This window comes from Candidatus Lokiarchaeota archaeon, from assembly GCA_014730275.1.
GTDB lineage: Archaea > Asgardarchaeota > Thorarchaeia > Thorarchaeales > Thorarchaeaceae > WJIL01.
Genome location: WJIL01000103.1, coordinates 39,400 through 66,298 on the forward strand (window position 1 = coordinate 39,400; position 26,899 = coordinate 66,298).

13 protein-coding genes are annotated in these 26,899 nt (G+C 44.4%); 3 read left to right on the plus strand and 10 right to left on the minus strand.

Annotated features, from left to right (window positions below):
- Positions 1-22: 22 nt before the first annotated feature.
- A complete protein-coding gene (locus GF309_11710) occupies positions 23-5,917 on the minus strand; it encodes a hypothetical protein (protein ID MBD3159448.1) in 5,895 nt (1,964 codons plus the stop codon).
- 259 nt (positions 5,918-6,176) lie between these two features.
- Positions 6,177-10,877, minus strand: coding sequence for a hypothetical protein (locus GF309_11715; protein MBD3159449.1), 4,701 nt, complete (start codon positions 10,875-10,877; stop codon positions 6,177-6,179).
- Positions 10,878-11,098: 221 nt separating this feature from the next.
- Between GF309_11715 and GF309_11720 the strand changes: the two genes are divergently transcribed.
- A complete protein-coding gene (locus GF309_11720; protein MBD3159450.1) occupies positions 11,099-12,172 on the plus strand; it encodes a GTP-binding protein in 1,074 nt (357 codons plus the stop codon).
- Between the two features lie 132 nt (positions 12,173-12,304).
- Here the strand turns inward: GF309_11720 and GF309_11725 are convergent, their stop codons facing one another.
- The 3 genes from GF309_11725 to GF309_11735 all read right to left on the minus strand — a co-directional run bounded on the left by GF309_11725 (position 12,305) and on the right by GF309_11735 (position 14,016).
- Positions 12,305-12,592 carry a helix-turn-helix domain-containing protein gene (locus GF309_11725; protein MBD3159451.1) on the minus strand — a complete coding sequence of 96 codons (288 nt, stop codon included), beginning with the start codon at positions 12,590-12,592 and terminating at the stop codon, positions 12,305-12,307.
- A gap of 194 nt (positions 12,593-12,786) precedes the next feature.
- Positions 12,787-13,038 (minus strand): hypothetical protein, encoded by a 252-nt coding sequence (locus GF309_11730; GenBank protein ID MBD3159452.1) that lies wholly within the window; start codon positions 13,036-13,038, stop codon positions 12,787-12,789.
- A 117-nt stretch (positions 13,039-13,155) separates the two neighbouring features.
- Entirely contained in the window at positions 13,156-14,016 is an 861-nt protein-coding gene (locus GF309_11735; GenBank protein ID MBD3159453.1) for an epoxyqueuosine reductase, read from the minus strand.
- Between the two features lie 117 nt (positions 14,017-14,133).
- On the opposite strand from GF309_11735, the gene GF309_11740 reads away from it, so the two are divergent.
- Complete coding sequence (locus GF309_11740; GenBank protein MBD3159454.1) at positions 14,134-14,997, plus strand: hypothetical protein; 864 nt, start codon at positions 14,134-14,136, stop codon at positions 14,995-14,997.
- A gap of 54 nt (positions 14,998-15,051) precedes the next feature.
- Here the strand turns inward: GF309_11740 and GF309_11745 are convergent, their stop codons facing one another.
- The 5 genes from GF309_11745 to pdhA form a co-directional block, all read right to left on the minus strand.
- Complete coding sequence (locus tag GF309_11745) at positions 15,052-15,816, minus strand: glucose 1-dehydrogenase (GenBank protein MBD3159455.1); 765 nt, start codon at positions 15,814-15,816, stop codon at positions 15,052-15,054.
- Positions 15,817-15,955: 139 nt separating this feature from the next.
- Positions 15,956-17,365 carry a dihydrolipoyl dehydrogenase gene (lpdA, locus tag GF309_11750; GenBank protein MBD3159456.1) on the minus strand — a complete coding sequence of 470 codons (1,410 nt, stop codon included), beginning with the start codon at positions 17,363-17,365 and terminating at the stop codon, positions 15,956-15,958.
- A gap of 3 nt (positions 17,366-17,368) precedes the next feature.
- Positions 17,369-18,601, minus strand: coding sequence for a hypothetical protein (locus tag GF309_11755; protein MBD3159457.1), 1,233 nt, complete (start codon positions 18,599-18,601; stop codon positions 17,369-17,371).
- Positions 18,602-18,615: 14 nt separating this feature from the next.
- Positions 18,616-19,593, minus strand: coding sequence for an alpha-ketoacid dehydrogenase subunit beta (locus GF309_11760; GenBank protein MBD3159458.1), 978 nt, complete (start codon positions 19,591-19,593; stop codon positions 18,616-18,618).
- Between the two features lie 5 nt (positions 19,594-19,598).
- Entirely contained in the window at positions 19,599-20,702 is a 1,104-nt protein-coding gene (pdhA, locus tag GF309_11765; protein ID MBD3159459.1) for a pyruvate dehydrogenase (acetyl-transferring) E1 component subunit alpha, read from the minus strand.
- A gap of 306 nt (positions 20,703-21,008) precedes the next feature.
- On the opposite strand from pdhA, the gene GF309_11770 reads away from it, so the two are divergent.
- The gene (locus GF309_11770) at positions 21,009-26,849 is read left to right on the plus strand and encodes a hypothetical protein (GenBank protein MBD3159460.1); all 5,841 of its coding nucleotides are present in this window, start codon (positions 21,009-21,011) and stop codon (positions 26,847-26,849) included.
- The last annotated feature ends 50 nt before the right edge of the window (positions 26,850-26,899 follow it).

Consider the following 26,899-nt stretch of genomic DNA (forward strand, 5'->3'; position numbering starts at 1 on the left):
TGTAACTGTGTATGGGATGGTACTATGCTAGTGGGCTACTCGGGAGATCTTGGAACCCATCATTCACGGTATGTTCTTCTTCTATAGCACCGTTTTCCAATGCATCCATTATGATGGAATAGGCCTTTCGGTCTTCGATGCCGCGTGTTGCCAGACTCTGAACTAGATTCTGTAGAAGAAATCCATCTGCTTCAATTCTTTCTGTACCCTCTTCAACAAATTGTAATTGGTCTGGGAGAGTTGATGCATTAGCAACTCTGTGTTTCTTCAATAGCCTTGCATCCAAGATGTCATCAAACAGCTCGTCAAACTGCCTCTTGGTTTCGGAATCAAGCACTTCAGAGGGTGTCTCTTGGTAGACATCTTTCCAGATAGAAGCGATTTCTTGAGCAAATAGTTTCATCTTCTCCTTCTGTGAGTCACTCGGCTCTCGCAGAACAATGAATGCGCATATGAGATTCTCAGTGGCTACTATCCGGATTAAATCGGATATGGGGGTTACATCCCACTCCTCATAGGGAGACGCAAGGTCAAATTCGGCTTTGAATTGCGTTATCGCCGATATGAATGCCGATATCACCGTATCATCAAGACCCTTCTTGATAATTCGTGAATAAAGCGGAACACCACTCTTTGTGTGAAGGATTAATACTCCGAGCAGATTCTGTGCATCCGCGAAAATTCTCTTGATGCGGTTTTGCTCACTAATCTCTTCCTGCTTCTTTCTTCTGTAAATCACATAGGCTCCATAGGCAACAACCAGTCCCACTCCTATGATAGAGGGTGGCACTACGTATGTCGTGATAAATCGACTCATTATTTCTCCTTCACTCAAGTATGGAGTTAAAGCATATGTCCCAGAACTTTCTTCCATGAAATGGTTGGGTTTATCCATTCTGATTTCGAGATGATAGTCTTGGTTATCTGCGGATGGCATTGTGAAGATAGCCACATATATGCCGTTACTTCCTTCAGAGAATGCCCCTTGTTCCATCAATCCGCTTTCTGAGCCAAATATCAGATAGGTGACCGTAGCGTTTGAAACGGGTCTATTCGTATCTTTCTCGTAAATCCGAATGCGTAGGGTCTTCTCCCTTCCTGCAATGTCAGTCAATTCGTCAAGAATTGAAATACTGACTGGAACCTCGTCAACCCTGAACTCAAGCGTTGAGCTACCTGCCACATATCCTGTTTTGGAGAACGTGAAGATAGCTGAATGAGCGCCAAGACTTGTTGGGGTCAGGTTGATTCTGTACAACCCTGCTCCTTGGTAGAACACCTGAATCCAATCGCTATCAATTCCCGATACGGAAATATCTGCCTCACTGATACCTGTTCGATTCGCATCAATAAGATAGTAGTAGTCTAAGCTGTATGTATGATTGTATAGAAGATCGTCTTGTAAAGTTAAGTCGGTAATTCTAGTGTCGACATTCTCTACCGTCAGTTTGAATTCACGTATTTTGGATTCGTGATTCTCCTTGTTCACTTCGATGTTAATGGTCCAGGATCCTGTGCAACAGGTGTCAAATATGACATTGTAGATTTCGCCAGAAGCCGTAATGGCGAAAGAGGGACCATATGGTTGAATCAGGGCAATACTGACATTAGCTCCTGTGATATTTTGATTCAAATCCGTCCGGGCGTACACCATTTCTAGGTTGAATGGTTCAGAGAAGTTCACCGCTGCTGATCCACTACTTCGTAGGAATTCGAGATTGGTTGGTATCTCTTTCGCAAGCAAGCTGAAACCAACTGTCGAGTTCTGATAATTGGTCAGACTGGCTCTTAGTAGAATCGAGTACGACCCAATTTCGCTTGGATCAAGAATGACTTGGTATACTCCATCACCCAGTTCCTTGATATCTGAAACACCCAGCCCTCCAGGAGCATTCAACACTGATATAGTGGCATTCTCAAGCCTATTGAGATCCTCATCTACAAATGTTAGGTTTACCGTCTGAGTCAAATCAAAGGCGATTGTGTTTGATGTTGTTGAAGACGTAAGGCTCGTAGGTATTTCACTTATTGTCAACGAGAAGGTCGTGAATTGCGTCTTATGATTCGTGAGACTTGCTTTAATGACAATCGTGTACGTATCGGCCAAAGTGGATGTTAGAAGAATGCTGTAGTATCCATCATCAAGTTCTTCGGTTGTACCGATGCTTATCCCGATTTCTGGTGATACACTGGAAACCGTGACGTTGGCACTGAACAAACCATATCCTGAGATGTTTACATATCTTACAACCAGATTGTATGACTGACCAAATCGTATGCTGTCTGCTGTTCCATTCTGACGAATCAGTGTTGTGCCAACCTCGTCAACATTCAGTGAGAATGAATCATAGCCAGACAGGTAATTCCCCTTAGAGGCTGAGAACGTTAGAAGATATGATCCAAAGAGCATTGGCCTGATGATCAGTGAATAATTACCATCACCATAATCGGTAGCAGTGGAGATGTCTAGCTCTGCAGGCGGGTTCTCAGCTGTGATAGTGCCCCCTGACACCCCTGTTCCGAACTCGTCCTTGAAAACAAGCCCAAGTATGAGTTGCTCTTCAACCGAGATTGTCACGCTTGATACATTGAGGGTCAACGAAGTAGGAATCTCGGTGACGGTGAGCGTGAAGGTTGCGTATTGCACTTTGTGATTCGTGTAATTGGCTTCTATGAGCGTATTATACGTGTCAGTTGATGTAGCATTCAAAAGAATGGAATAGTATCCTTCTCCCAAGTCATGAGTAATGCCAATGTCCAACCCAGTTTCAGGTGTCACGCTCACAATTGACACCCAGGCCCCTTCAATACCATAGCCTGAGCTATTTACATAGCGCACAACAAGATTGTATGTTTCCCCAAAAGGCAATGTGGCTGCTGTCCCATTCTCTCGAGTCAGACTTGTATCAACAGCATCGACTACCAGTGAAAAGGAATCTACTGCACTCTTGTAGTTCGATTTTGATGCCGAGAATGTTAACAGGTATGTTCCAAAGTACATCGGGTCGATGACAAGGGAGTAGTTACCATCACCATAGTCTGTAACTGATGAAATTTCGAGGTCTGCAGGTGGGCTTTCAGGGGTAATAGTAGCCCCAGATACTCCTGTTCCTGATTCATCTTCAAAAGACAAGCCAAGAACGAATTGATCATATATGGAGATTGTTTCACTAGTAACGTTGAGCGTCAATGTTGTGGGAACTTCTGTTACGGTGAGCGTGAATGTACCATACTGGGTCTCATGATTCGTCTTGGTAGCCTTAATCACAATGGTGTACGTTGTCGTATTTGACGCGGTAAAGAGAATGGAGTAGTATCCGTCTCCGACATCGGTTGCTAAATCATATCCAAGTCCTGTTGAAGGTTCTGCATTTTCGATACTAATGTTGGCTCCTTCCAGACCAGAACCCGTAGAGTTCTCGTACTGAACTACATATCTGTAGTCAAGACCGTATCTCACAAAGCATGCAGTGCCATTGACCTGCGTGAGTATGGTTCCTGTTTCATTGACAATGAGTGTGAAGGAATCGGATTGAGAATGATGGAACTTCTTTGAAGATTCAACCGTGACAATATACGTTCCAGATTGCCGCCCCGTAATTGCTACTTGATAGTCTCCGGAGCCTTGCGGTACAACAGAACCAATATCTAAACCACCTGTAGTCCCACTGTACTCAAATTCGATTGTTGCTTCCTCAATGCCTGTCCCATTCGAGAATCGATAGGACACATTCAGCGTATACGGTTCATTCATACCGCTTTCTGCGGGAACATCTTGAGGAGCATCTATTTCCATCTGAGTTGTGTATGTGGCAACAATGTGGAAGGTACAATTCGTGGTATCATAGAACGGTTTTGATGTTTGCACAAGAACTGTGAAGTTCCCCCCACCTGATAGCGAAGTATCAAAATCGCCTTCCCACCAGTTCTTAATTACATTGGGGGCAAACTGTACTGAATCTCCTGACCAGTTTCCGATTACTATCGCATCATCATCCATCAGATACTCGCCAGTGTAGCCATTTTGAAAACGAAGCACATTCGTGATAGTCTGCCCTACATCACCTTCCACGATGCCATATTCGGGGGTCAGAACGGCGATATGGTATAGTGAGAATGATGATGACATGTAAGCGATCTCAGACCCATTTGACCATCTCATCTCGATATGCCATTCGCCTGCGGTTGTGTTCATCGCACCGAAAGCTACCGAGCTAGTGTTTAGGGATCCCTCTACTGCGGAAGAGCTCGATTCGTACCACCAAACTGAGTTATTGGGAAGATACCATGTTAGATTCACTGGGTCCGATAAAACGGGTATATCTGATACTGTTCCTATCTCAACAGATGCTCTAGTGATATTATCTGGTCTAAATTCGTTGGCTGTGATCCAACCGGACGGATCTGCATATTTCTGTGTGGTGAGTGATTTTCCATAGTTTGGCGATTCAAGCCTAACCTCCCACCATCCTAGGGAGGAAAGGAGTGGAGTAGGAATGTGGAGTTTGCCTTGGGTTATCGTGCATCCTACGGTTACATCACTAAGGAATGGATTATAGACCGTCAGATTTTCCCAGTCGGGGGGATACCTGATTGTCACATTGAAATCTTGGTAATCCCCCTGCGTTCCGACGTATGTATGCAAAATCAGTTCGGCACTTTGATTGTAATAGACGGTGTAACTCACCCCTGTCTCTTCTGCATTTGTTGTCCAGCTCGAATTGAGAAATCGATGTTCTAGCAAGCGTGCTTCATAACCGAATGAGATACTGACATTCGAAGTGAAAGCTATTTCTAGCTGTTCAACTGACCAATACCCGGTCTTGAGTATCGTTGCACTTCCATTTCCTAGGGAACCGGTGGCTGATGTGGTCTCGTTTCCAGCATGAAATTCGAAATTGACTTCCTCAAAAGAGGGTGGATTGAGTCCAGTAAATGAAATATCGTCGATTTGTGTTCTTATGTAAATGGTATTGATGAAACCGTTTGATAAGCTATCATTATTGTAATCCTCATCTGCATTCAATGCCATTGTCTCATCTATTACGATGCCAACAGCAAACTCCAGGGTATTTCCTGGATTCCCAATGTTGACAGGAACATCACCTGTTTCTATCCATACATTTCTCTGAGTGAGATTTGGAAGGCTCTGACTCCATACAGAAGACCCATTAACGAATACTTTCAGCGAGCAATCACCGGGATCAGTAGCCCCACCTGGCCCGTACAATGGCCCCCTTACGTACATGTATCGGAGATTTAGCGTGAAATTTTTGGTATATGGTGCATTGGTGATATTCTGTTTCCAGAGAATCTTCGTTCCTGCTTCGTGAGTGAATTGTCTTCCACTTGGCCCCACCTTTCTTCCCTGGTTTTCAACTATCACAAATCCATCATCGTCATAACCAGCGATTTGTTCTTGTTCGGTATTTGTTGTTGTTCTATCGGCCCTCCATCCATAAGGATAGTATATTGGTGTATCATTCACTATCACGTATTCTCCCGGAATCCCGTCATCGAAGGTACCATTTACTGCATACCTTCTTTCTAAATTCCAGATATCAGTCCTTGCTTCACTAGCTAGCCAACCATTCGTAGTGTCAATACCTAGGGTAGTATTCGTATTCAAGTTGGTGTCTGTCCTTGCATTTGTGAACCCTGTTGAAATGAAACCAGATTGCTCAACATCTGCAGGATTGAGAATTCCTTCCAAGGTTGAATCGGACAAAATGTTGGTTCTTGGAGGCATTGAGATATTTTCGCTATCTTGTCTTGTAATCTCGTCAAATTCTTTAGCTCTTGACCTTGAAACATTCGCTACATCATTCATGTGAAATCCGCGATTATAGCTATCAGTTACGCACAATGATAGAACAACTAGGAATCCTATGACAACGAATCTCCGTGATGGGCACAATTCGATATTTTCCTCCTCAGAGCCAAATGATCATATACGAACGGGCTTCAATATATTCGTAATTTGACCATATAGAATTTTGTCTCGTCTATAGTTACCCTTTTTGATGTTTTTACCATTTGTGCTGTCTATCACATCTTTACTGCGAGAAGTAGTGAGTTGGAAAACAAATATCCAGATTTTTTGGAATTGCTGTAAAACTTACTCCGTCAAGAAGCACCGAGTTTGATGCTCTTTTTGGCTATGGTAGTCAACCGTTCTAGGAGCCTCGATATCTTTCGGGTGCGGCTCCATCCTTTTCGACTATTGCGCCTTTCTGCAAAGCTTCCATTACGACACTGAACGCCTTTCGTTCTTCAATGCCGCAGTTCACCAAACTCTGTGCCAGCTTATATAGTTCGAAACTATCTGTATCGATTCCCTCAAGCCCATCTTCAAGGCATTTGAGTTCATCGGGAAGCTGTTGCGAATCGCCTACTTTGTGAGTCTTGAGTAGTGATGCGTCAAGTATATCATCGAACAATTCGTCGAATTGCGTCCTTGTAGTCGAATCAATGACTTCCGATGGAGTTTCTCTATAGACATCTTGCCAGACAGAGATCACCTCTCGCGTGAACATCTTCATCTTCTCTTTCTGTGCATCACTTGGTTCGCGCAAGACGATGAATGCACATATCAGATTCTTCGTGGCTATTATCCTAATCAAATCTGAAATGGGGGTTACACTCCATTCTTCGTAGGGTTGTGCCAGGTCAAATTCGGACTTGAACTGAGTAATCGCTGATATGAACGCGGAGATTACTGTATCGTCAAGCCCTTCCTTGATGATTCTGGAGTAGACGGGAATACCGCTGTCTTTGTTGAGAATCAACACTCCAAGCAGGTTGTGAACATCTGTGAAAATCCTCTTGATACGATTCTGCTCGATGATTTCCTCTTGTCTTTTTCTTTTATATAAAATATAGCCGCGGTACACGACCAACAAACCTGCCAACATAATGGATGAGGGGAGCACGTAGGTTGTGATGACACGACTCATAAGAGCCTCTTCGCTTAGATACGGGGTCACATCAAAACTTCCAGAATCCTGCTCCAATACATGGTACGGTTTATCCAATCTGATTTCGATACGGTAGTCTTGATTGTCTGCGGGAGGCATGGTAAATGTAGTCGAATAGATACCGTCCTCTTCTTCATTGAATGTTCCCTGTTTCCACAATCCCCTCTCTGAGCCAAACATAAGATATGTGAGTGTTGCGTTTGATACAGGGGTGTCTCTATCGACTTCATAGACACGGATTCTAAGTGTTTTTTCTTCTCCTGCAATATCAGTTAGTTCATCAAGTACTGAAATCCCTACTGTAACTTCATCAACATGGAATTCGAGAAGTGATGTTTGAGATGCATAACCTGTTTTGGAGAAGGTGAAGATAGTAGAATGGGTGCCTAGGCTTGTTGGGGTTAAATTGATTCTGTATAATCCGTTCCCCTGATAGAATACCTCAATCCAGTCATCATCTATGCCTGCTGCTGAAACATCTGCCCCGTTGATTCCTGACCTGTTCGAGCTAATACGATAGCTGTAGTCCAAGCTGTAGGTATGACCATAGAGCAAATCCTCCTGCAAAGTCAAATCTGTAATTCTAGTTTGGATGCTCTGCACTGTTAGTTTGAATTCGCCAGTCTTGGTTTCATAGTTTCCCTTTGCTACTTCGATATTAAGTGTCCATGATCCTATCTTCGACGTATCAAACGAAATTCTATAGATGTCGCCGATTTGTTCAAGTGTGAATAAAGGACCATTTGACTGCCCGAGAGTTACACTGACATTCGCCTCGGTGATATTTTGATTCAAATCTGTCCTTGCATAAACCATTTCCAAGGCATATGTTTCGGAGTAATTAACGGAAGCCGATGCGCCATTGTCTAAGAATACCAGAGCGGTTGGAATCTCCTCAACAAGAAGACTGAAACCAACTGTTGAATTCTGATAATTCTGCAAACTAGCTCTTAGAAGGATTGAGTATGATCCAACCTCAGTTGGATCAAGAACCACCGAGTAGTTGCCTTGACTTAGATTCTCGATTTGCAGAACTTCGAGACCCTCGGGCAGGTTGAGTACTGATATGGTGGCACCTTCGAGGCCGTTGCTGTTCTCATCCACGAATGTGAGATTCACAGTCTGCGTTAAATCAACGGCGATTGTGCTACTGGAAGGTGAGGCTGTAAGACTTGTAGGAATTTCACTTACAGTAATGGAGAAGGTCTTGTACTGCGTCTCATGATTTGTCAGATTTGCTTTTGCTACAATAGTATATGTATCGGAAGAGAACCCAGTCAAGAGAATGGAATAGAATCCATCTTCCAGACTGTTTGTTTCACCAACCTCAAGACCTGAAGATGGATCGATATCGACGATAGTTACGTTGGCTCCCTCTAGCCCACCCCCGGACGAGTTCTCGTATTGAACAACATATCTGTAGCTCAAACCTAACTTGACAACATCCCCTGTCCCATTCAGCTGAATGAGATTTGTTCCAGTTTCATCGACTACCAAGGTGAAGTCCTCAGACCCCGAATAATAGAAGTTTTTTGAAGCTTCAATTGTCACAACATAAGTACCGGATTGTCTGCCAATCATCGTTACCTGATATTCCCCCGTGGATTGAGGAATCGGGGAATAAACCTCCAAACCATCGGTAGGACCTGAATAGTCAACGTTAATGGTTGCTCCTCCAATGCCTGTATCATTTGATAGCGAGTACGATACATTGACCGTATAATTCTCGTTCAATCCAGTTTCTGCTGGAATATCTGAAGGAGCATCAGTTTCCATTTGGGTTTGGTAAGTGGCAACAATGTAGAACGTACAGTTCACGCCATCATAGAATGGTTTTGATGCTTGTACAAGAACCGTGAAGTTACCACCTTCCACAAGTGAAGTATCAAAATCCCCTTCCCACCAATTCTTCAGTACATTCGGAGCGAATTGAACTGAATCTCCCGACCAGTTTCCCAGTAGCGTGGCATCATCGCTCATCAAATACTCTCCTGTATACCCGTTTTGAAAGCGGAGAATACTAGTTACTGTTTGTCCAACATCTCCCTCCACAACGTTGTATTCAGCTGATAGGATGCCAATGTGAATCAGTGAGAATGAAGCTGTTGTGTAAGCCACCTCTGATCCATTTATCCACTCAACTTCGATATACCACTGGCCTGCAGTAGTATTAGTTGTGCCAAAAGTTAGGGAGCTGGAGTTCAGGGATCCCTCTATTCCTGCAGTACTTGATTCAGACCACCAGATTGTACCGTTTGGAAGGTACCAAGTGAGGTTTACTGAGTCTGATATAACCGGGGTTTCCGTTTCAGTTCCAATTTCAACAGTTGCCCTGGTAATATTTCCAGGTCTGAATTCAGTGGCCGTTATCCAATCAGAACCATCTACATATTCCTGTGAATTCAGTGATTTAGCATAGTTGGGTGACTGAAACGCAATTTTCCACCAGCCAAGCGAATCAAAAAGGGAAGTTGGAATGACAAGCATGCCTTGTGTTACTATACAGTCGGAAGTTACATCATTTAGAAAAGGGTCGTAGATTGTCTCATTCTCCCAGTCATCCGGATACCTGATTGTTACATTGAAGTTTTCATAATCGCCCCTGGTTCCCAAATATGTGTGCAATATTAGTTCTGCACTTTGATTGGGATATACACTGTACGACACTCCCTGCTTTTCTATGCTTGTCGTCCAACTTGAGTTGAGAAATCTATGCTCCAGTAAATCCACATTATAGCTGAATGAGATGCTTACGTTTGAAGTAAAAGTAATATCCAACTGTTCAGTTGACCAGTATTCAGACTTCTGAATTGTCCTACTTGCATTTCCCGAGGATCCCGTAACGGCGGTAGTTTCATTACCTGCATGGAACCTGAAATCCACTTCTTCAAAATATGGGGGGCTGATTCCAGTGAATGCAATATCATCAAGGTTCACTGTTATGTACCTTGTATTATCGAGGCCGTCCTCAGAACCATCTTGGTCATAATCTGATTCTGAATTAAGTTCAAGTTTGTCGTCGATTAGAATGCCTATAGCAAATTCCAATGTGTCCGTTGCGTTAGGAATGTTGAAGGGGATGTCACCTGTCTCTATCCATATTTCTCTCTCACTGACGACTGTAAGCATCTGTTTCCATACGACAGAACCATTGATGAAGACATTCAGCGAACAATTTCCTCCAATATTATACTCACCCCCGGGCCGGTCTATTGGCCCTCTCACATACCGATACCTGAAATTCAACGTGAAGTTCTCAGTATATGGCACATTGGTTATATTCTGTTCCCAACGAATCTTGGTTCCCGCGGTATGCTCGTATTTTGTCGGACTACCCGCAAGCGGTGTTCCTCGGTTTTCTACAATGGCAAATCCAGCGTCGTTATAGCCTGCAACCTGTGTGGTCTCAGTATTAGTCGTTGTTCTATTCACTCTCCAGCCATAGGGATAGTAGACCGGAGTGTCATTCTGAACTTTGTACTGTCCAGGCACTCCATCATCGAAGGTGCCGTTGACAACATATCTTCTTTCAAGATTCCAGATATCAGCTGAAGCCTTGCTAGCTACCCAGTTGTTCGCAATATCAATACCGAGTGTAGTGTTTGTATTAAAGCTGCTATCTGTTCTCGCGTTTTTAAATCCGGTCGAAATGAAACCAGATTGCTCAACATCTGCAGGATTGAGAATCCCTGTAGAACCAGAATCGGAAAGGGTATTTTCCCCCGTGGGAGTTGGAATGTCCTCCTTTTCTTTCGTGTCTCGGGAATCGAAATCCTGTAGATTTTCGTTCGTCCTATTGAATCCATCACTAAGTGGGAGATTGAGGTTACTACTATCGAATACAGATAGGGCTACAATAGCAACTACCCCCATAACAGCGAATTTCCGGAGTGTCTCCAATTCCGTGTCGTCCTCCTCGAGGCCAACTAACGATATCAGAACCCGATTGAATTGAAGCAAAATCTAAATATATAGTAATTTGTCTTGTATACTTCGTCGGTTTTTCGATTTCTGCTATTTGAAGAAACCAGGTTGTTTCTGTTTTCATCAAATTGAAAGACCACAAACACAATACTCCTATATACTTTCTAAACAAAATATCGACCGCGCCGCCTTTCGCAATGGAGGAGATGAGTCTAATGACGGAAGGCATCCGCAGGCAGTTCAAAATATGCCTGATTGGAGACGGATACGTAGGAAAGACGTCGATAAGACGACAGTATCTGGGTTCTGGCTTCAAGGCGAGTTATCTTCCAACGTTGGGTGTAGATTTTGCCCATACAACCGTAACTTATGATGATACTAGAACTCAGCTTGTAATTTGGGATATTGCCGGTCAACCTCTTTTCAAGAGTTTACGCAAACGATATTATCAGGGTTGTAGTGGTATTATTCTCGTATATTCCGTCGTAGATCGTGTAACTTTTGATAATGCTTCGAAGTGGCTTGTTGAAGCTCATGGCTTTATCGGCGAATTACCGCCAGTCATTGTGGCGGCGAACAAAATCGATCTTCGGAATACGCGGCCGGAAAGGGAGATTGTGTCTCCTGCAGAGGGTAAGGCATTTACACAGAAGTTTAGTGAGGAGTTGGACACGGAAGCAGTATTCATTGAAACTTCAGCTTTGACAGGGGAGAACATTGACGAAGCTTTCATGAAATTGACCGAAATGATGTTTCAACAAACTGAGAAGTCTCGTAGAGCGGCGACAGCAGAAGCAACCACATCTGGGGAAACGGAATCATCTTCTGCAGTTTCATCATCTCCAGATGCTACTGCCACTCAGCTTCCTGATTTAGACCCTGTCACTTCTTTGGTAAGAGATTCTGAGGTTTTGAAACAGGACGAGATTGGAAAACAAATGGCCGAGCTGCTTGAGCTTCGCAAAGAACTCAGAAATGCTGAAGATGAACTGGCAAACGCTGTTTCAGACTACGAGACAAAACTCCTCACCCTTAGAAACACTGTACATGTCAAGAAGATGATGTACGAACACTTGAAGCGTCAAATCAGTGAGACAAGAGATGAATGGGCAGAAGCGTATGATGAGTACGTGGAAACGGATGAAAAGAAGAAAAAAGCGATTGAAGAGCGAAGTCAGCAAATTGAGCATCTACGAAGGGAAATTGACAAGCTTGGGAAACGGATACGAACTCGCGTTAGTGATTTGAACCTAAAGAAATTGGCAGAGTGAAATGTTGACATCAATCGCGATTTCACTTGCCCGAGTTCCAGCAAACAGACCGAAAATAGCACTGTAGTTGCCAATTTGGTTACGTTTGATTTTCAAGAGATTCATTCTAGGCGATTGGAAGTGTATTGGGGCCTAGAGTTTGAAGACAATCTTGTTTTTCTTTACTGAGCAGATTTTCTTCAGACCATGTTTTCCAGCTTCGTATTCTGCTTCGATAATACCTACTTCTTCAAGTATTTTGACCTGAGCGCTTGAGTTTGCCTCTGTCATATCGAGCCTCTTTGCAATCTCTGTGATCATCATTGGTCCCTCTTCTTGCAGGAGCCGTATGATTTTGAGGCGGGACGCAGTACCTAAAGCACTGCCAACTGCTATAATGTCATCTCCAGTAAGTTCTAGTGTATCATTCGAGGAAGGCATAAACCTGATTTTGTCGCTACTATTAGATAAAACTTTTCATATGCTTGTCAATTCAGTTAGATGAAAACTTTTTATATTCGTGCTATGTATGGATGTGTCTCTCGGTGTAGCTAGGCGCCGTATACAATGTTCTAGATTAATCAAGGGATCATATTCATACTTCTGTATCTCGACTGAATTCTACATTGGAGAAACTACCCAAGCACAAAATCCGGTGGATACATGACGAAGTACTGCACAACGATTGACAGGATTATGCCACTCATGACAAGACTTCGCCCTTTTCCAATGTTAGCCTCAGTAAACCATAATATGGCCCCTGCTAGAACTACAATCGCTCCCGAAATTCTGCCTATGAGGATTAGAAAGTCCCAGATTTCGACGAAGTAGGTTGAAATCATCTCTGCGAATCGACTCAAGGGGCTTAGTATTTTGAGATACTGCATGATTTGAACCTATTATTGGTTTCTGCCAGATGATTTAAACACCCACAAGAGAATTCAGCATCACGACTGTCATCTTGGCTTGAATGGCCGTTTCTTCCGGGAGGATTTCATGATTTTTCAGGTGTTCCGTGATGAACTTCTTGGAATCCCGGACTCACACGGTACCCCAACTTGGCACAATCCACATGCATCAGACCCAAAGCCATATCCTTCTTTTGCCCTCTTCCTTGCTTTCTCCAAATGCTCCACGCATTTTCCTTTGTTATGACCTTCTTCAGAAATCGCACCAACAGGACATCGGTCAATGCAATCAGTACATGAATTGTCGACAAAGAACAAACAGTATTCTCTATGGTCTGAATAGGGTCGTTTGGAAGGGGGGATTTTTGCTTCCACAATTACTGACCCACATCGCATGGCTTTTCCAAGAGGAGTAATCAAACCATCACAAAGGCCAAATGTACCTAGACCAGCCGCATAAGCTGCATGACGTTCTGACCAAGTAGATGCATAACTATAATCCTCGGAGAATTTCTCGCGGAACTCTGGCATGAGAACTGGAGCAACTGCCCGATAACCTTGCTCAGATAGAGAATCCACCACGTATTCTCTTAACTTATTGTTGACTTCCTCGCCGAATACTTTTGCTCGCATCCACTTTTCTGAAGGAAACGTTGTTCTTTTCCTTTGGCTCATCTTCGTAGCCTCAGTCTGGGGAAGAATCCAAGTCAAAAGAGTAAGATCTGAAGCCTCGAGCTGAGCTCGTGGAAACTTCTGGAGAAACGCTTCTTTTGGTGTGAGCATGAAATCTCCTATATCTTCTTTGTAGAATTTGTATAGTGGGTCTGCTCCATTCGAGAAACCCATCAGAGGATTGGCCCAGGCTTTTTCATCTGTACCCTCTCCCAGGGAGTTGATTGGTGATTCCTGAATGAATGTCTGAACACGGTTACGCAGCCAGTCTTTTGAAATAGCCATTGTATAGTTTTCTCTCCACAGTATTTCCGAAAAGGAACTACTACATTAGAGTTCAACTATCTCCCCCTTATCCAGACCACTAGTAAAACATCCCGGCTGAGTAAGTGTCCTTATAGCATGGATATGCGTACAAGAAAATGGGAAATACGGATGTGCGACTTGCTCGGACTCAACTTCAGTCACCCAATCAATACGAAAATTTCACTTGACCTATTCCAGCTTCGTGGAAAAGAGAATCCTGATGGTTGGGGGGTGGCCTATTATCGTGAGAATAAACTCCACGTGATAAAGGAACCAATGCCTTCAATCAAGAGTTTGTTATTCGATTTCGTAGAAGATTACCCTCGGACTTGCACCCTTATCTCTCATGTCCGTCGTTCAACACGTGGAGGGAAACGCTATGCTAACACCCACCCATTTTACAGAGAGCTTAGTATCGGCTCCCACGTACAGGAATATGCATTTGCACATAATGGCACCTTACAGGATGTATCATCCCTTACATCCGATTTCTACAAGCCTGTTGGTGAGACTGACTCAGAGCGAGCGTTTTGCTACCTTCTGGACACTATTAGACAGCGGTCCATTGAAAGCTGGGGTTCTCGAGAATTCGCTCTAATTGAGAGCCTATTGCAGGATATGAACACCCCCGATAACACACTAAATTGCCTCTTTTCAAACGGGAATATGCTGTTCTGTTATTCAGATGAAAACGATCACAATGCTGGATTACGGTTTCTTTCGCTATCGAAAACATCCCGGAGTTTTGAATTACGAGATGAAGACAAACAATATGGCGAGGTGAAGGTGGGAACCTCACTAGTTGATGGCATTGAAGAGCCAAACATACAAGGCGTACTTGTTTCAACACGTCGGCTAGGGAATCATGACTGGACTGAATTCAGAGGCGGAGAAATGATTGTTTTCAAGAATGGGAAAATGGTCTATCCATTCGACAAAAAGAATAGTCGGGACCTGTAATTGCCCCGACCAACCTTCTACACTAATTTGGTTTCGAAACCGAAAATGATGTGGCTAAAGCGCTGTCCAGCCGCCGTCTATGAACAGGGTTTCACCAGTCATGTAGTCTGAAGCTGGTGATGCGAGGTAGATCAGAGCTCCTTGAAGATCGAAAGGCTCTCCTACCCTTCCAAGGGCTGTTCTTGACTTGATGAGCTGCCTTGCCTGTTCATCGTCCAGAATATCTTCCGTCATCTCGCTCGGGAAGAATCCTGGGGCTATCGCATTCACGTTGATGTTGTATGGTGCCCATTCAATTGCAAACGCCCGTGTGAGATTGATGACGGCTGCTTTTGATGCATAGTAGGGTGCAGCATGGAACTTGTCGCCCACAGCTCCGTAAATCGATGCGATATTGATCATCTTGCCGAAATCTTGCTCTATCATTTGTCTTGCAGCTGTTCTAGCTGTAAGAAACACGCCTGTGAGATTGACATCTATGACCTTTTTCCAAACATCGAGTGGCATATCCACTGACGGTTCCATAGCTGCTATTCCTGCGTTATTGACCATAATCTCCAGTGAACCAAATTCTTCAACGGCCGCATCGACCATGTTGATGACTTGGTCTTCTTTAGTTACGTCTGTCTCTACTGGTAAAACTCTGACATCATCATTTTTTTCCATGATTTTTTCTGCATTTTCAACAAGTCGTTCGTATCGTCTTGCGGCAATCACAACATTGGCTCCAGCTTCTGCTAGCGCCTCCGCAAAATCAACACCAAGACCCGAGGAAGCACCGGTGACTATGGCAGTATCACCTTCAATTCCGAAACACATCTCTGTGATATCTCGAGGCATTGTTATCACGGTTACAGTTAGTTAACTATGTTTAATAATATTGGCCTTTGCCCTTTTCCAATTGAATCTCCTCTATCAGAATTGCCCCTTCTCTGAAACCATGATATATTCTGGTTTTCTACCTGTTCATTACGTGAATGGCTTCACCCCGAACCGAACCGACGGCCTCCATGATCATCTCTGGGAGGGTGGGATGGGGATGAACAGTGAATGCCAAATCTTCTGCTACAGCTCCCATCTCCAGAGCTAGAGAGACTTCACTGATCAAATCTGAAGCATCAGGTCCGATGATTTGTACACCAAGGATTACGCCTGTTCCTTCTTCTGCTACGACCTTCACGAAACCGTCAGTTTCGGCCTCGGTCATAGCCCGACCAGAAGCAGAGAAAGGCGCTCTGCCAGTGACTACCTCATATCCTCCTTCTCTGGCTTCTTCTTCTGTCATTCCTGCATAGGCGATTTCGGGATCAGTGAATACGACTCCCGGCATTGCTCGAAAATCAGCTTCAGATTCTTCTCCAGCGATGACCTCTGCTGCTATTACACCCTGTTTTGTTGCACGATGGGCCAAGAATGGGGGACCAGTACAGTCTCCGACGGCATAGTAGTGTGGGACATTGGTTTGCTGTTTATCGTTGATTGAGATAAACCCGTGATTGTCGGTTTCTATTCCCATATTTTCAAGATCTATGTCATCAGAACTAGCTTCTTTTCCATCTGATGCAATGATTTGGGTGGCCTTTACTTCCCGGGTTTCATCATCGACACTCACATGAACAATGGCTTGTCCGTTCTTGCTCGCTGTCACCTCTTGAATGACAGCTCCCATAACAACATCTATGCCTAGTTTCTCCATGCTCCTTTTCAGAAAACGCCCAAGCTGGGAATCTATTTCCTCTAACAACACCTTTCGTTCCCCAATCAGTGTGACTTTTGAACCGAATTTGGCATAGATTGTAGCAAGCTCCAGAGCAACATAGCCATCTCCCAGTACCACCAGGGAGTTTGGGATCTCCTCCATGTTCAGAGCATCACGAACGCCTAGTATCTTAACTGCGTCACTTCCACTTCTCTCGAATGTTCTGAGAGCGGCTCCTGTGGCTATGATTATATCTTTGGCCTTGACTACCTCAGTTTCTTCGTCACCAGAAGTAATCTCGACCTCTTGGGTTTCGATAAGGCGAGCGGTACCCATAATCACATCGACCTTGTTAGCTTTGAGCAACTGCTTTACCCCACCAACAAGCTTCTTTTGGATTCCATCTTTCCAGCTATGAAGTTTCTTGGGATCAAGGGTCGTATTTTCAACTTCAATACCCATCTCTTTTGCTTCGTGAGCAATTTTATGGTAGAGCCCACTGGCAGAAACAAGCGCCTTCGATGGTATACATCCCCAGTTCAGGCATTCCCCGCCGATATTTTCTTTTTCTACGAGGAGTACATCTTTTCCAAGCTGAGCCGATCTGATTGCAGCTGGATATCCTCCAGGTCCTCCACCTATTACCAGAACATCAATTTCACGTACCATAATCTATTCCCCCAGCAGAAGCATTGCGGGATTTTCCATATACTCGATCACTTTGTTGGTGAATCTTGCCACAACCGCCCCATCTACAACTCTGTGATCGACGGACATCGAGAGAAACAAAGTTGGCCGAATAGCGATTTCCGGTCCGTCTTCCCCCTCAACAACAACGGGACGGAGCTTCTTTCTCATTACACCAAGAATGCCCACCTCAGGCCAGTTGATTATCGGTGTTGCCATGGTCCCTCCTATACTACCAACAGATGTTATGGTGAACGTTCCTTCCTGCACATCGTCAAGTGTCAATTCTCCGGATCTTGCCTTCTTCGCAACTGTTTCAATCTCTTCAGCCAGCTCCCACACACTCTTCTTGTCTGCATTCTTGATGACTGGAACCATCAACCCCTCTTCAGTATCCACTGCTATTCCAATATTGTAGTACTGCTTCACTACAATCTCCTCGTTTTCCTCATCAAGGGTGGAATTAAGCATTGGAAATTCTTTGAGAGCGGGTATCAGGGCTTTGATAATCAGAGGCAGATATGTGATATTGACCTCTCGTTCTTTTTCCATGGGTTCGGCTTGTTCTCTGAGCTTGTCTAGGGCTGTCATATCCACTTCATCAAAGTAGGTGAAATGGGCTGCTCTGTCCTTTGACTTCCGAAGCCGACGTGCAATGGCCCGTCTTGTTCCTCTAAGCGGGATTCTTTCTTCACGTTGAGAATACTTTGGCTCCTCGGTTGTTCTTTCACGCTGCTTCATTGCTTTCTTGTAATTCTCTAGATCTTCTTGTCTCACTCGACCCGCTGGTCCAGTACCTGGCACATCGTGTAAATCGATGCCTGCTTCTCTAGCTCGTCTACGAACCGCAGGGGCAGCAAGCACCTTCTCAGTCTTTTTTCGAGATTTTGACTTGCTTTTGAATGGAGCAGTGGGCTTAAACAGAGAATCATCCTTTTCTTCAGTGACGGGTTTCTCCTTTGGTTTCTCTTCCACTTTGTCCGTTGTTTCTATTTTGACAAGTGTCTCACCAACACTAACAATATCTCCTTCTTCCTTCTCCAGCGATTTCACTTCGCCATCGACCGGGCTGGTTATTTCCACATTGACCTTCTCAGTATTGACTTCGACTACAAGTTGTTCCTCCTCTACCGAATCACCTGGCGAGATATGCCACAGCATAATCTCACCTTCTTGCACACCTTCACCGATATCCGCGAATCTTAGCTCATAAATCATCTATTTTCACTCCTCTAAAAGTTGTATACTCGTTGAACTCCTTCCAAAACTCTAGCTGGTGTCGGAAGATAATCCTCTTCTTGCACAAACGGGAATGGAGTATCAAATCCCGCTACTCGTACTATTGGACCTTCCATGTATTCTATCCATTTCTCGGCGACCAATGCCGAAAGCTCAGCCCCAAAACCCGTTGTTTTCGGTGCTTCTGTAACACTAACAACTCTTCCAGTTTTCGTGACTGACTCTTCAATGGTCTCTATATCAAGTGGCATCAGAGTCCGAAGATCCACGACTTCACACTCGATTCCGTGCTTCTCAGACGCTTCCTCTGCACTGTCCAATGCGACATGCAACATTGAGCCATATGAAATGACTGTGACGTCACTTCCTTTCCTAGCGATTTTAGCATTTCCAAGCGGTATGCTATATTCATCATCAGGGACCTCTTCTCTGAATGCTCTGTAGAGCCTTTTGGGCTCCATGAATAAGACTGGATCTGGATCCTTGATGCTGGACATTAGCAACCCTTTGGCATCATGTGGTCCACTTGGAACAACCACTTTGATTCCTGGAGTGTGGGTGAAGTAGGCTTCCGGACTCTGGCTATGATAGATTGCCCCTCCAACTCCACCACCATATGGAGCTCTAATTGTCACCGGAGTCTCAAAGAGCCCCCCGCTTCGATACCTGAACTTGGATAGCTCCGACATAATCTGATCGAAGCCGGGCCAGATGAAATCTATGAACTGAATCTCCGGTACTGGAATCAAACCATTCAACGCCAACCCGATTGAGAAACCAAGCACACCACTTTCATTCAACGGCGTATCTATTACACGTTCAGAACCAAACTCCTCGATCAAACCCTCAGTTGCCCTAAATACACCACCATTGACCCCAATGTCCTCTCCCAAGAGGATTATCCGGTCATCTTCGGCCATCACGTCTCGAAGAGTGCTTCTTATGCTCTCAACCATTGTACGGTCCGACATAACCTTCACCCCTCCTCGATACCCTTGAGTTGTTCGAATTGCTCGCTGAGATGCCATGGCATCTCTCTGAAAACATCAGTAAACATTTTCTCAGTTGATGCTTTCTTCTTCGAAGCTCCCTGTTTTATGAGTCTCTTGATTTTCTCATCGTATTCTTCACGAATACTTTCTTCTTCTTTCTCAGTGAATACTCCTTCCCGGATGAGATAAAGCTTGAATCTCTTAATGGGATCTTTTTGTTTCCATTTCTCTACTTCCTCCTCTGGACGATACCTCGACGGATCATCTGAGGAAGTATGCGGACCAAGGCGGTAGGTGAGATTCTCAATAAGAGTGGGTCCTTCACCGTTTCTAGCTCTCTTAGCAGCTTCCTGTACCGTACTATAGACAGCTAGTATATCATTACCGTCTACTCTGATTCCTGGCATGCCATATGCTTGAGCTTTATCTGCAATAGTTTCAGCGGCCGTTTGCCGTTCATCAGGTAGGGAAATAGCATACTGGTTGTTCTGACAGATGAGCACCGAAGGGGTTTTGAACACGCCAGCGAAGTTCATTCCCGAATGGAAATCGTTGCTGCTCGTTGCTCCTTCACCAAAGAATGCTACTGTGATTGCATCTTCTCCCCGATACCTGGCTGCATATGCAGCTCCGACTGCATGAATGATCTGTGTTCCTATTGGAGCAGAGGGATTAACGAATCTATATTTGGGATGCCCAAAGAGTCCTGGAAGCCGTCTTCCCTTGTGTGGATCGTCCTCATTACCAAAGTACTGATTGATTATGTCGCCAAGCGGCATTCCACGATAGATGGCTGCTCCGTGTTCCCTGTATGCTGGGAAAACCCAGTCTGAGGATTTGAGAGCAGCTACAGCTCCCACGTGTGCTTCTTGCCCTGTAGTAGGGATATGAAAGCCGATTCTCCCTTGTCTCTGCAGGCGCATACCCTTCTCATCTAGGGTGCGAACAGCTATCATCGTTTTGTACCATTTCGTTAGTTCCTCTGGCGATATACTCAGTTCAAAATCTGATTTCACTGAACCATCTGGTTCGAGTATCTGCTTCATACCATCACCCAATTTTCTGCTTCCTACGTGATGCGTCTTCAAACTTGGAATAGCACCAACATTACGATATTATTAACTATTGTTAACTTATTAAGTTTGCTGCTGATACACCTGACGTTTCTCTTAGAATGAATTCAGAATCCAAGATGGTTTGTGGATTGTTTGCATAAACAAGATATTATATATAAAATCCCATGTAACAATGGTTAATCACTACCTTAGGCAGCGTTATAAAAAATGAAATGAGGATTGGAGTTGCACGCTAAATCTGAAATTCGACGGTTTGTAATCTTATTTGTCCCCATACTGCTTACAGCTGGGCTATTTCTCCCACATTTTCGTGGTTTGTTGAATTACTCTCAGAACTGGTCAGAAGAAGAACAACCATTGCAGAGTGATTCTGATGTCCCTACTACCTTTGATTCTACTAATACGGCAGCAGATGGTGAGACTTTGGAAGGCATCCTTGACCCTGTACTGGTAGAACAAGCCGGTTACTATTCCAGTAGTAACCAAACGGGGAGGACTGATACTGGTGTTGGCACTTCTCAGAATCTTACAATTGATGAGCAAAACCAATGGATAGGCAGCAGGGCCGAGCTAGACGTATATTCCTTGAATAGGCTTTACGTACGGAACGGTTCATTCAATGATGGAATTGCTGGAAAAAATCAGAATCCTCCACCAACCGATTACTACCCGTATGGGTGGACAGCAAATAGTGATGATGGGGGGACGCAAGAGAATCAATTTGCAGCGTACGAGCAGCAGTCGGATCCTTACGTAACCGTTGAAAACCAAGCTGTAGAAGGTGGCCTCTTTTCAGACTACTATGATCACAACACAGGAACGTATGTGGTTTGGCGTCAAACGGTAGAGAATGCTCCATTTACTACGGATTTCATCTTTTCTTTCAACTATCTCTACTTCAGTGGGCCATTGTACCGAACAGGTGGCGATGATCCGGGTGGAGATGCATGGTTAACCATTGCAGTTGATGGTTCTATTGTTTGGAATCAGAGCCTATTGTCTCTTGGGAGCAGAAACACTTGGTACAATACAGGTGACGTACAATTGAGTCTTCCTTCTGTGGGTGACTCTTTCACATTCTCTATTGGTCTCTATATCGCTGATGGAATGCGTCTCTACTCAAATCGTGACTACGATAATGATGGCGTCAATGATGGAACAGGAAATGCTGCTTCAATCATTGCACACTTGGATGATGTTAGTCTTATTGGGAGTGCCCCTCCAAGCTTTGAATCAGTTGAGCTACAGTTCAGAGCAGGAACCCAAACAACCGACATTAACGGCGTAAATGGAGTTGGAAACGCCACAATCATCAACAGCAATTTCTGGACTTCTGATCCGCTTGAAGTTGAAATTCTATCAAATACCAGCGTGGAAGTTCAGTATCGTAGCAGGCTCCTCTCTCATAGATTCATCAACTCAAGTTGGTCAACGGATGAATCAAAACCTGGAGTTGCCTTTTCTGTTCTTTCTGGTGAAAGCCCTGAGATGACATTATTTGCCTATGTCGGGTTAGTAGACCCTTACGAAGATTTCTATGTCAATTTCATATATCCTGAAGACTGGAACAATGCTACCGTTCTCAATCCATTTCTTTCTGATGTGACTTCTGATACCACTTCATCTGAGGGACTGCTTACCATTCCCACCGAGCTCCTTTCAGTTCTGGGTTGGTGGAAAATTTCGTTTGAATCTCCAAATTATTTACAGCAGAAAGAAGTTGAGATGTTCAATGAGGATTCTTGGACTTCAACGACAATGCTTAGACCAAGCAATACAAGTCGAGTATCTGTCGAGATTGGTTCATCCAGCTCCGCCCCGATTCTTTCTTCTGAGGTAAATGTGACTTGGTTCCAACCGAATGGCACTATGTGGTCGGAGCAACAGATTCTGAATCTTACGGGGCGTATCGGTTCGACATCGCCTTTATTGTTTGGCCCTTTGAATACGTCAGCTGGTTTATGGACTGTCACTATTGCATGGACAAATGGGACAGAAGTGGCCTATGGCACAACCGATTTCGATTTCTATCGGACAGCAACACTAGAGCCCATTTACGATTCCTTGTCGGCTGATTTTGGTGATGTCATTTCTAATTCTTTCCGTTACAAAGATGAAGAAACCGGAGAGGACTTACTGGAAACCGATGCAAGTCTCTCGGCCAATTGGTCAACAACTACCGTGATCCTTTCTCCCAACTTCGTCAGAAACTGGTGGGAAGGCGACTTCGATACTGGGCTTGTTGGCGGCGGTACATTTCGAGTGTATGTTAACGCCTCAAAACCGTATTATGAGAATGTATCAGCCTCTTTTACGGTTGAGTCGACCTACGAGACAACTGCGGCAATAATAGCGCCAGCGACCGAAACCGTCGAAATCTATCCAAATGATACGATTCAAGTCACAGTGAATTACACCCGTCAAAACGGTCTGGGGATTGAGGGCGGCAGTTTAGAGATTACATATACGAGTACAGAAGAGGGACTCAACTGGCACTCGGTTCAAGACTACAATAATGGGAGTTACTCCATCTCCATCTTGGCGAATACTTCAGCAATATATACCATGACAGCTACCCTATCAAAGGCCGCTCATTATCCGGCATCTGACTCCTTTACTCTCATAGTCAATGAATTACCCACCCAGATTAGCCGGCTGAATGGCACTGCCGACACAGTTGAGTTTGGAAAATCGTACCATCTCTCCTTGAGATACTCCAATGCCTCTGGCTATGGACTAGCAGGAGCCACGGTCAGTATTGTAGGTGTGAGTCCGTTTGGATTGAATGTGACAGAAATCCTCGACCGAGGAGAAGGATACTACTCGTTGCAACTCCTACCTGAATCAGCTGATTTATACACTATCCTGATTGAACTCAATATAAAGAACTACGAGTCACAAACAACCACTTTCTCATTGAATGTTGAAGAAATAGGCACAAGTCTTCTAGTTTCAGAAACAAGTTCAGCTGCTCCCGTGAATCAGTCATATACCCTTCAGCTTCAATATTTAGATAGTGATTCTGTGGGTCTCAATGGGGCACAGCTAGAACTCCTGAATCCCGACGATTATGTTTCACGTTCATCTTTCTTCGACTTAGGAGGAGGCTTCTACAACGTAACACTAAATTCGAGCGAAGTTGGAACCTATGATTTGCTTTTCAGGGCAAGCCTACCCAATTATCAGAACTCCTCTCAGTCATTCACCCTTGTAGTTACTGTCATACCCGCCCAAGTGCGCCTAGCCTGTGAAATTGCCTCTCTCAGTACACAACATGGTGAGACGGTTGAAGCATATGCATTCTATGAACGAACGGACATGGCTGTAAACATCACCGGGGCGACCATTAGTGTTTCACCTAGTGCGTCGATAGGACTGGATATTGTGGTGAATGACTACGGGAGCTACTATGGCCTTGAACTGACCGGATATCAGTTGGGTTCTTGGCAGCTCACTATCACAGCCAACAAGTCGGATTATCAATCGGCGACTACATCCTTGATACTGGAGGTCGAAGCCATTGCAAGCAGTGTGGATATCGTAAATATCGATGGTCTGCCTGTTGAGAGGGGTTTGAATGAAAGCTTTGAAGTAAGGTTCTATTACTCTCGGGTGAATGGATCCGGAATACCTGATGCCTTGGTGAATCTAAGCTATTCTAGTGATACCAGAGGTTTGAATTGGTCACTTCCAGTGGACTATGGGAACGGAACATACTCAATCTCTGTCAGGATCAATATAGCTTCAACATATTCTGTCAATGTTATCAGCAGCAAACAGTTCTACACTACTTCCTTTGATTCTTTCACGACTGTTGTCAATGAAATCAATACCGAGATTTCCATACTGAATGGTACCACAGGTAAAGCTCGTTTCGGAGAATCTTTCAATCTCGCACTTATGTACACAAATGCGTCCGGCTATGGTCTTGGGGGCGCTTCTGTGAATATCCTAAGTGTTGAACCTTCATCTTCTCTAGCTCCTACGACTGTGAATGACCTTGGTGATGGTTGCTATACTTTGGTTTTAGACTTTGAAAGCGCGGGAACTTATAGTCTAACGATTGAGACTAATCTTACTAACCACGAGGCCCAGATTGTTACATTCACAATCACAGTTAGCGAAATCCCTACTGTATTGAGAGCCATTGAATCGAGTGTAACTCTGGCGATAGATCTCTCGTATACGCTTACTCTCTCCCTAGAAGATGATACTGGATTTGGACTCTCGGGTGCGGAACTCGAGCTAGTGAATCAGCCATCTGCTGTAACAAGTTCGGACTGGGTGGATACTGGCAGTGGAGACTACAATGTGACGCTTGCAGCTGACGAGGTCGGAGTGTACGATCTCCTTTTCAGAGCACAGCTAGCAAACTATCAGAACTCAACAGAAACTTTCACTCTACTTGTGACTCTCATACCGTCGGAAATCCGGGTTGCTAATCAAGTCTCATCTCTGACCGTAGACTATGCAGAGAAAAACGAGATTATAGTATTCTTCACGCGTACTGATTTCGTTCAAAATATCTCTGACGCTGATATTAGTGCTTCAGCAGACACCTCTGAGGTTGATATTTCCACAGTATTCGAAGAAGATGGATACTACTTCATCCGTTTTGTTAGCTATCAACTCAGTCCTTGGCAATTGTCAATCACTGCGAACAAAACCAATCATCGGGCAGACACGAACGTGATTCTGATACAGACAGATACAATCGATACTGTTCTTGAGGGTGGCAATCCCGCTGAGGACCTTTTGTATATGCGACCTTATAATCTAACATTCAGTTATCTTTTCCAGGCCAACCAAAGTGGTATACCCTTGTCGATAATGACGCCAACCGGGGAAGCAGCTTCTTGGGTCACGAGCACACAGAAAGTACCAGGTCAATTTTCAGTGAACTTAACACCGGAATCTCTTGGCTCACACGTTGTTACACTACTCTTTGAGCGTGAAGGATTTGAAACACGCCAGTTCAGACTCTCATTCAATGTAGTACCAGTTCCCATTGAGGTTGTTTTCGTTCAGGGCCTTACTGGTTATGAGGGAAGTTCTTACGATCTTATGGTACAAGTACGAGAAGTTGACACCCAGATACCTGTAACAGGAGCAAGTGTTACGTATCGCCTATTCGATTCACAAGGAATAGGAAGCGAACCTGTTTCCATGGAAGAAACCGAAAGCGGTACCTATGTTGCTCAATTAACCATGCCGGACTCGCGAGATTCCTATACAATCAGAATACAGGTTGAAGCTCGGAACTACGATTTGGAAAGTAATGCAACAGCCGATGTGGTTCCACAAACCGAGCTTGGCACTCTGGTTGTGCGAACAGTTTCGGAGAATATCGTTCCTGTCTTAGGTGTACTTGGGTTAACAATTGGTCTGGTGGCACGGAGCCTGTACAAGAAGCGTAGAGTGCGGCAGAACCTTGAGGCTCTGGCTGTCAAGAAACGATTCGATGATGCAAACAAACTGCTGGGAGTTATTATCCTTCACAAGGAAAGCGGCATACCCATCTACTCCAAAATGCTCCGAAAAGGTGTGGACGAAGGAATCATCTCAGCTTTCATAACTGCCATACGGAATTTCAAAATGGAGTTTGGGCTGAATGGGCAAACAAAGGAGGAAGGGAAGCTCCTTCCAATATCTGATTTGATTCGAGCTGTCTCAATGCAGAATCTAGTTTTCGCCTTCATAACAGTGGACAGCCCCTCGCAACAACAGCGGAGAAACATGATGGATTTCGCAAATTCGGTCGCTGAAACCTTCGATCAAGCTTTCAGTGATACGCCAACAGAAGTACTCGATCCTGATACGAAATCCACCATCAGCACACTCCTTCAGGATATAATGGATGTTGTCCTACTCAGAAGATACAGACTCAGGGATGATGCAACACTCTCAAAGGCAGACGAGTGCATTAAGCGTGGTGTGTCAGAATTTGATGACTCTGAGTTCTTACTTGATGAGCTTGCGGCATCGATAGCCGAATGTGGCCTTGAGGAAGGGAGAGCATATGTATCCATCCTTGATGCTGTCAATGATAATGTCTTGGTACCAACTGCTGAAGAAGTCTACACAAAAACATCCGATGAAGACGAATTCGTTGAGGAAGTTGAAACTCTGTTGCGAGACAGGAATGGAACTGGCATGTGATTCAAGGGGATAGGAAATCCGGAAAAAAAGACCTGTCCGGAGCGGTGCTA

Bases quoted from the DNA above. Each gene is read 5' to 3' on its own strand.
- GF309_11720 (MBD3159450.1), top strand. From the start codon at position 11,099: ATGGAGGAGATGAGTCTAATGACGGAAGGCATCCGCAGGCAGTTCAAA.
- GF309_11725 (MBD3159451.1), bottom strand. From the start codon at position 12,592: ATGCCTTCCTCGAATGATACACTAGAACTTACTGGAGATGACATTATA.
- GF309_11730 (MBD3159452.1), bottom strand. From the start codon at position 13,038: ATGCAGTATCTCAAAATACTAAGCCCCTTGAGTCGATTCGCAGAGATG.
- GF309_11735 (MBD3159453.1), bottom strand. From the start codon at position 14,016: ATGGCTATTTCAAAAGACTGGCTGCGTAACCGTGTTCAGACATTCATT.
- GF309_11740 (MBD3159454.1), top strand. From the start codon at position 14,134: ATGGATATGCGTACAAGAAAATGGGAAATACGGATGTGCGACTTGCTC.
- GF309_11745 (MBD3159455.1), bottom strand. From the start codon at position 15,816: ATGTGTTTCGGAATTGAAGGTGATACTGCCATAGTCACCGGTGCTTCC.
- lpdA (MBD3159456.1), bottom strand. From the start codon at position 17,365: ATGGTACGTGAAATTGATGTTCTGGTAATAGGTGGAGGACCTGGAGGA.
- GF309_11755 (MBD3159457.1), bottom strand. From the start codon at position 18,601: ATGATTTATGAGCTAAGATTCGCGGATATCGGTGAAGGTGTGCAAGAA.
- GF309_11760 (MBD3159458.1), bottom strand. From the start codon at position 19,593: ATGTCGGACCGTACAATGGTTGAGAGCATAAGAAGCACTCTTCGAGAC.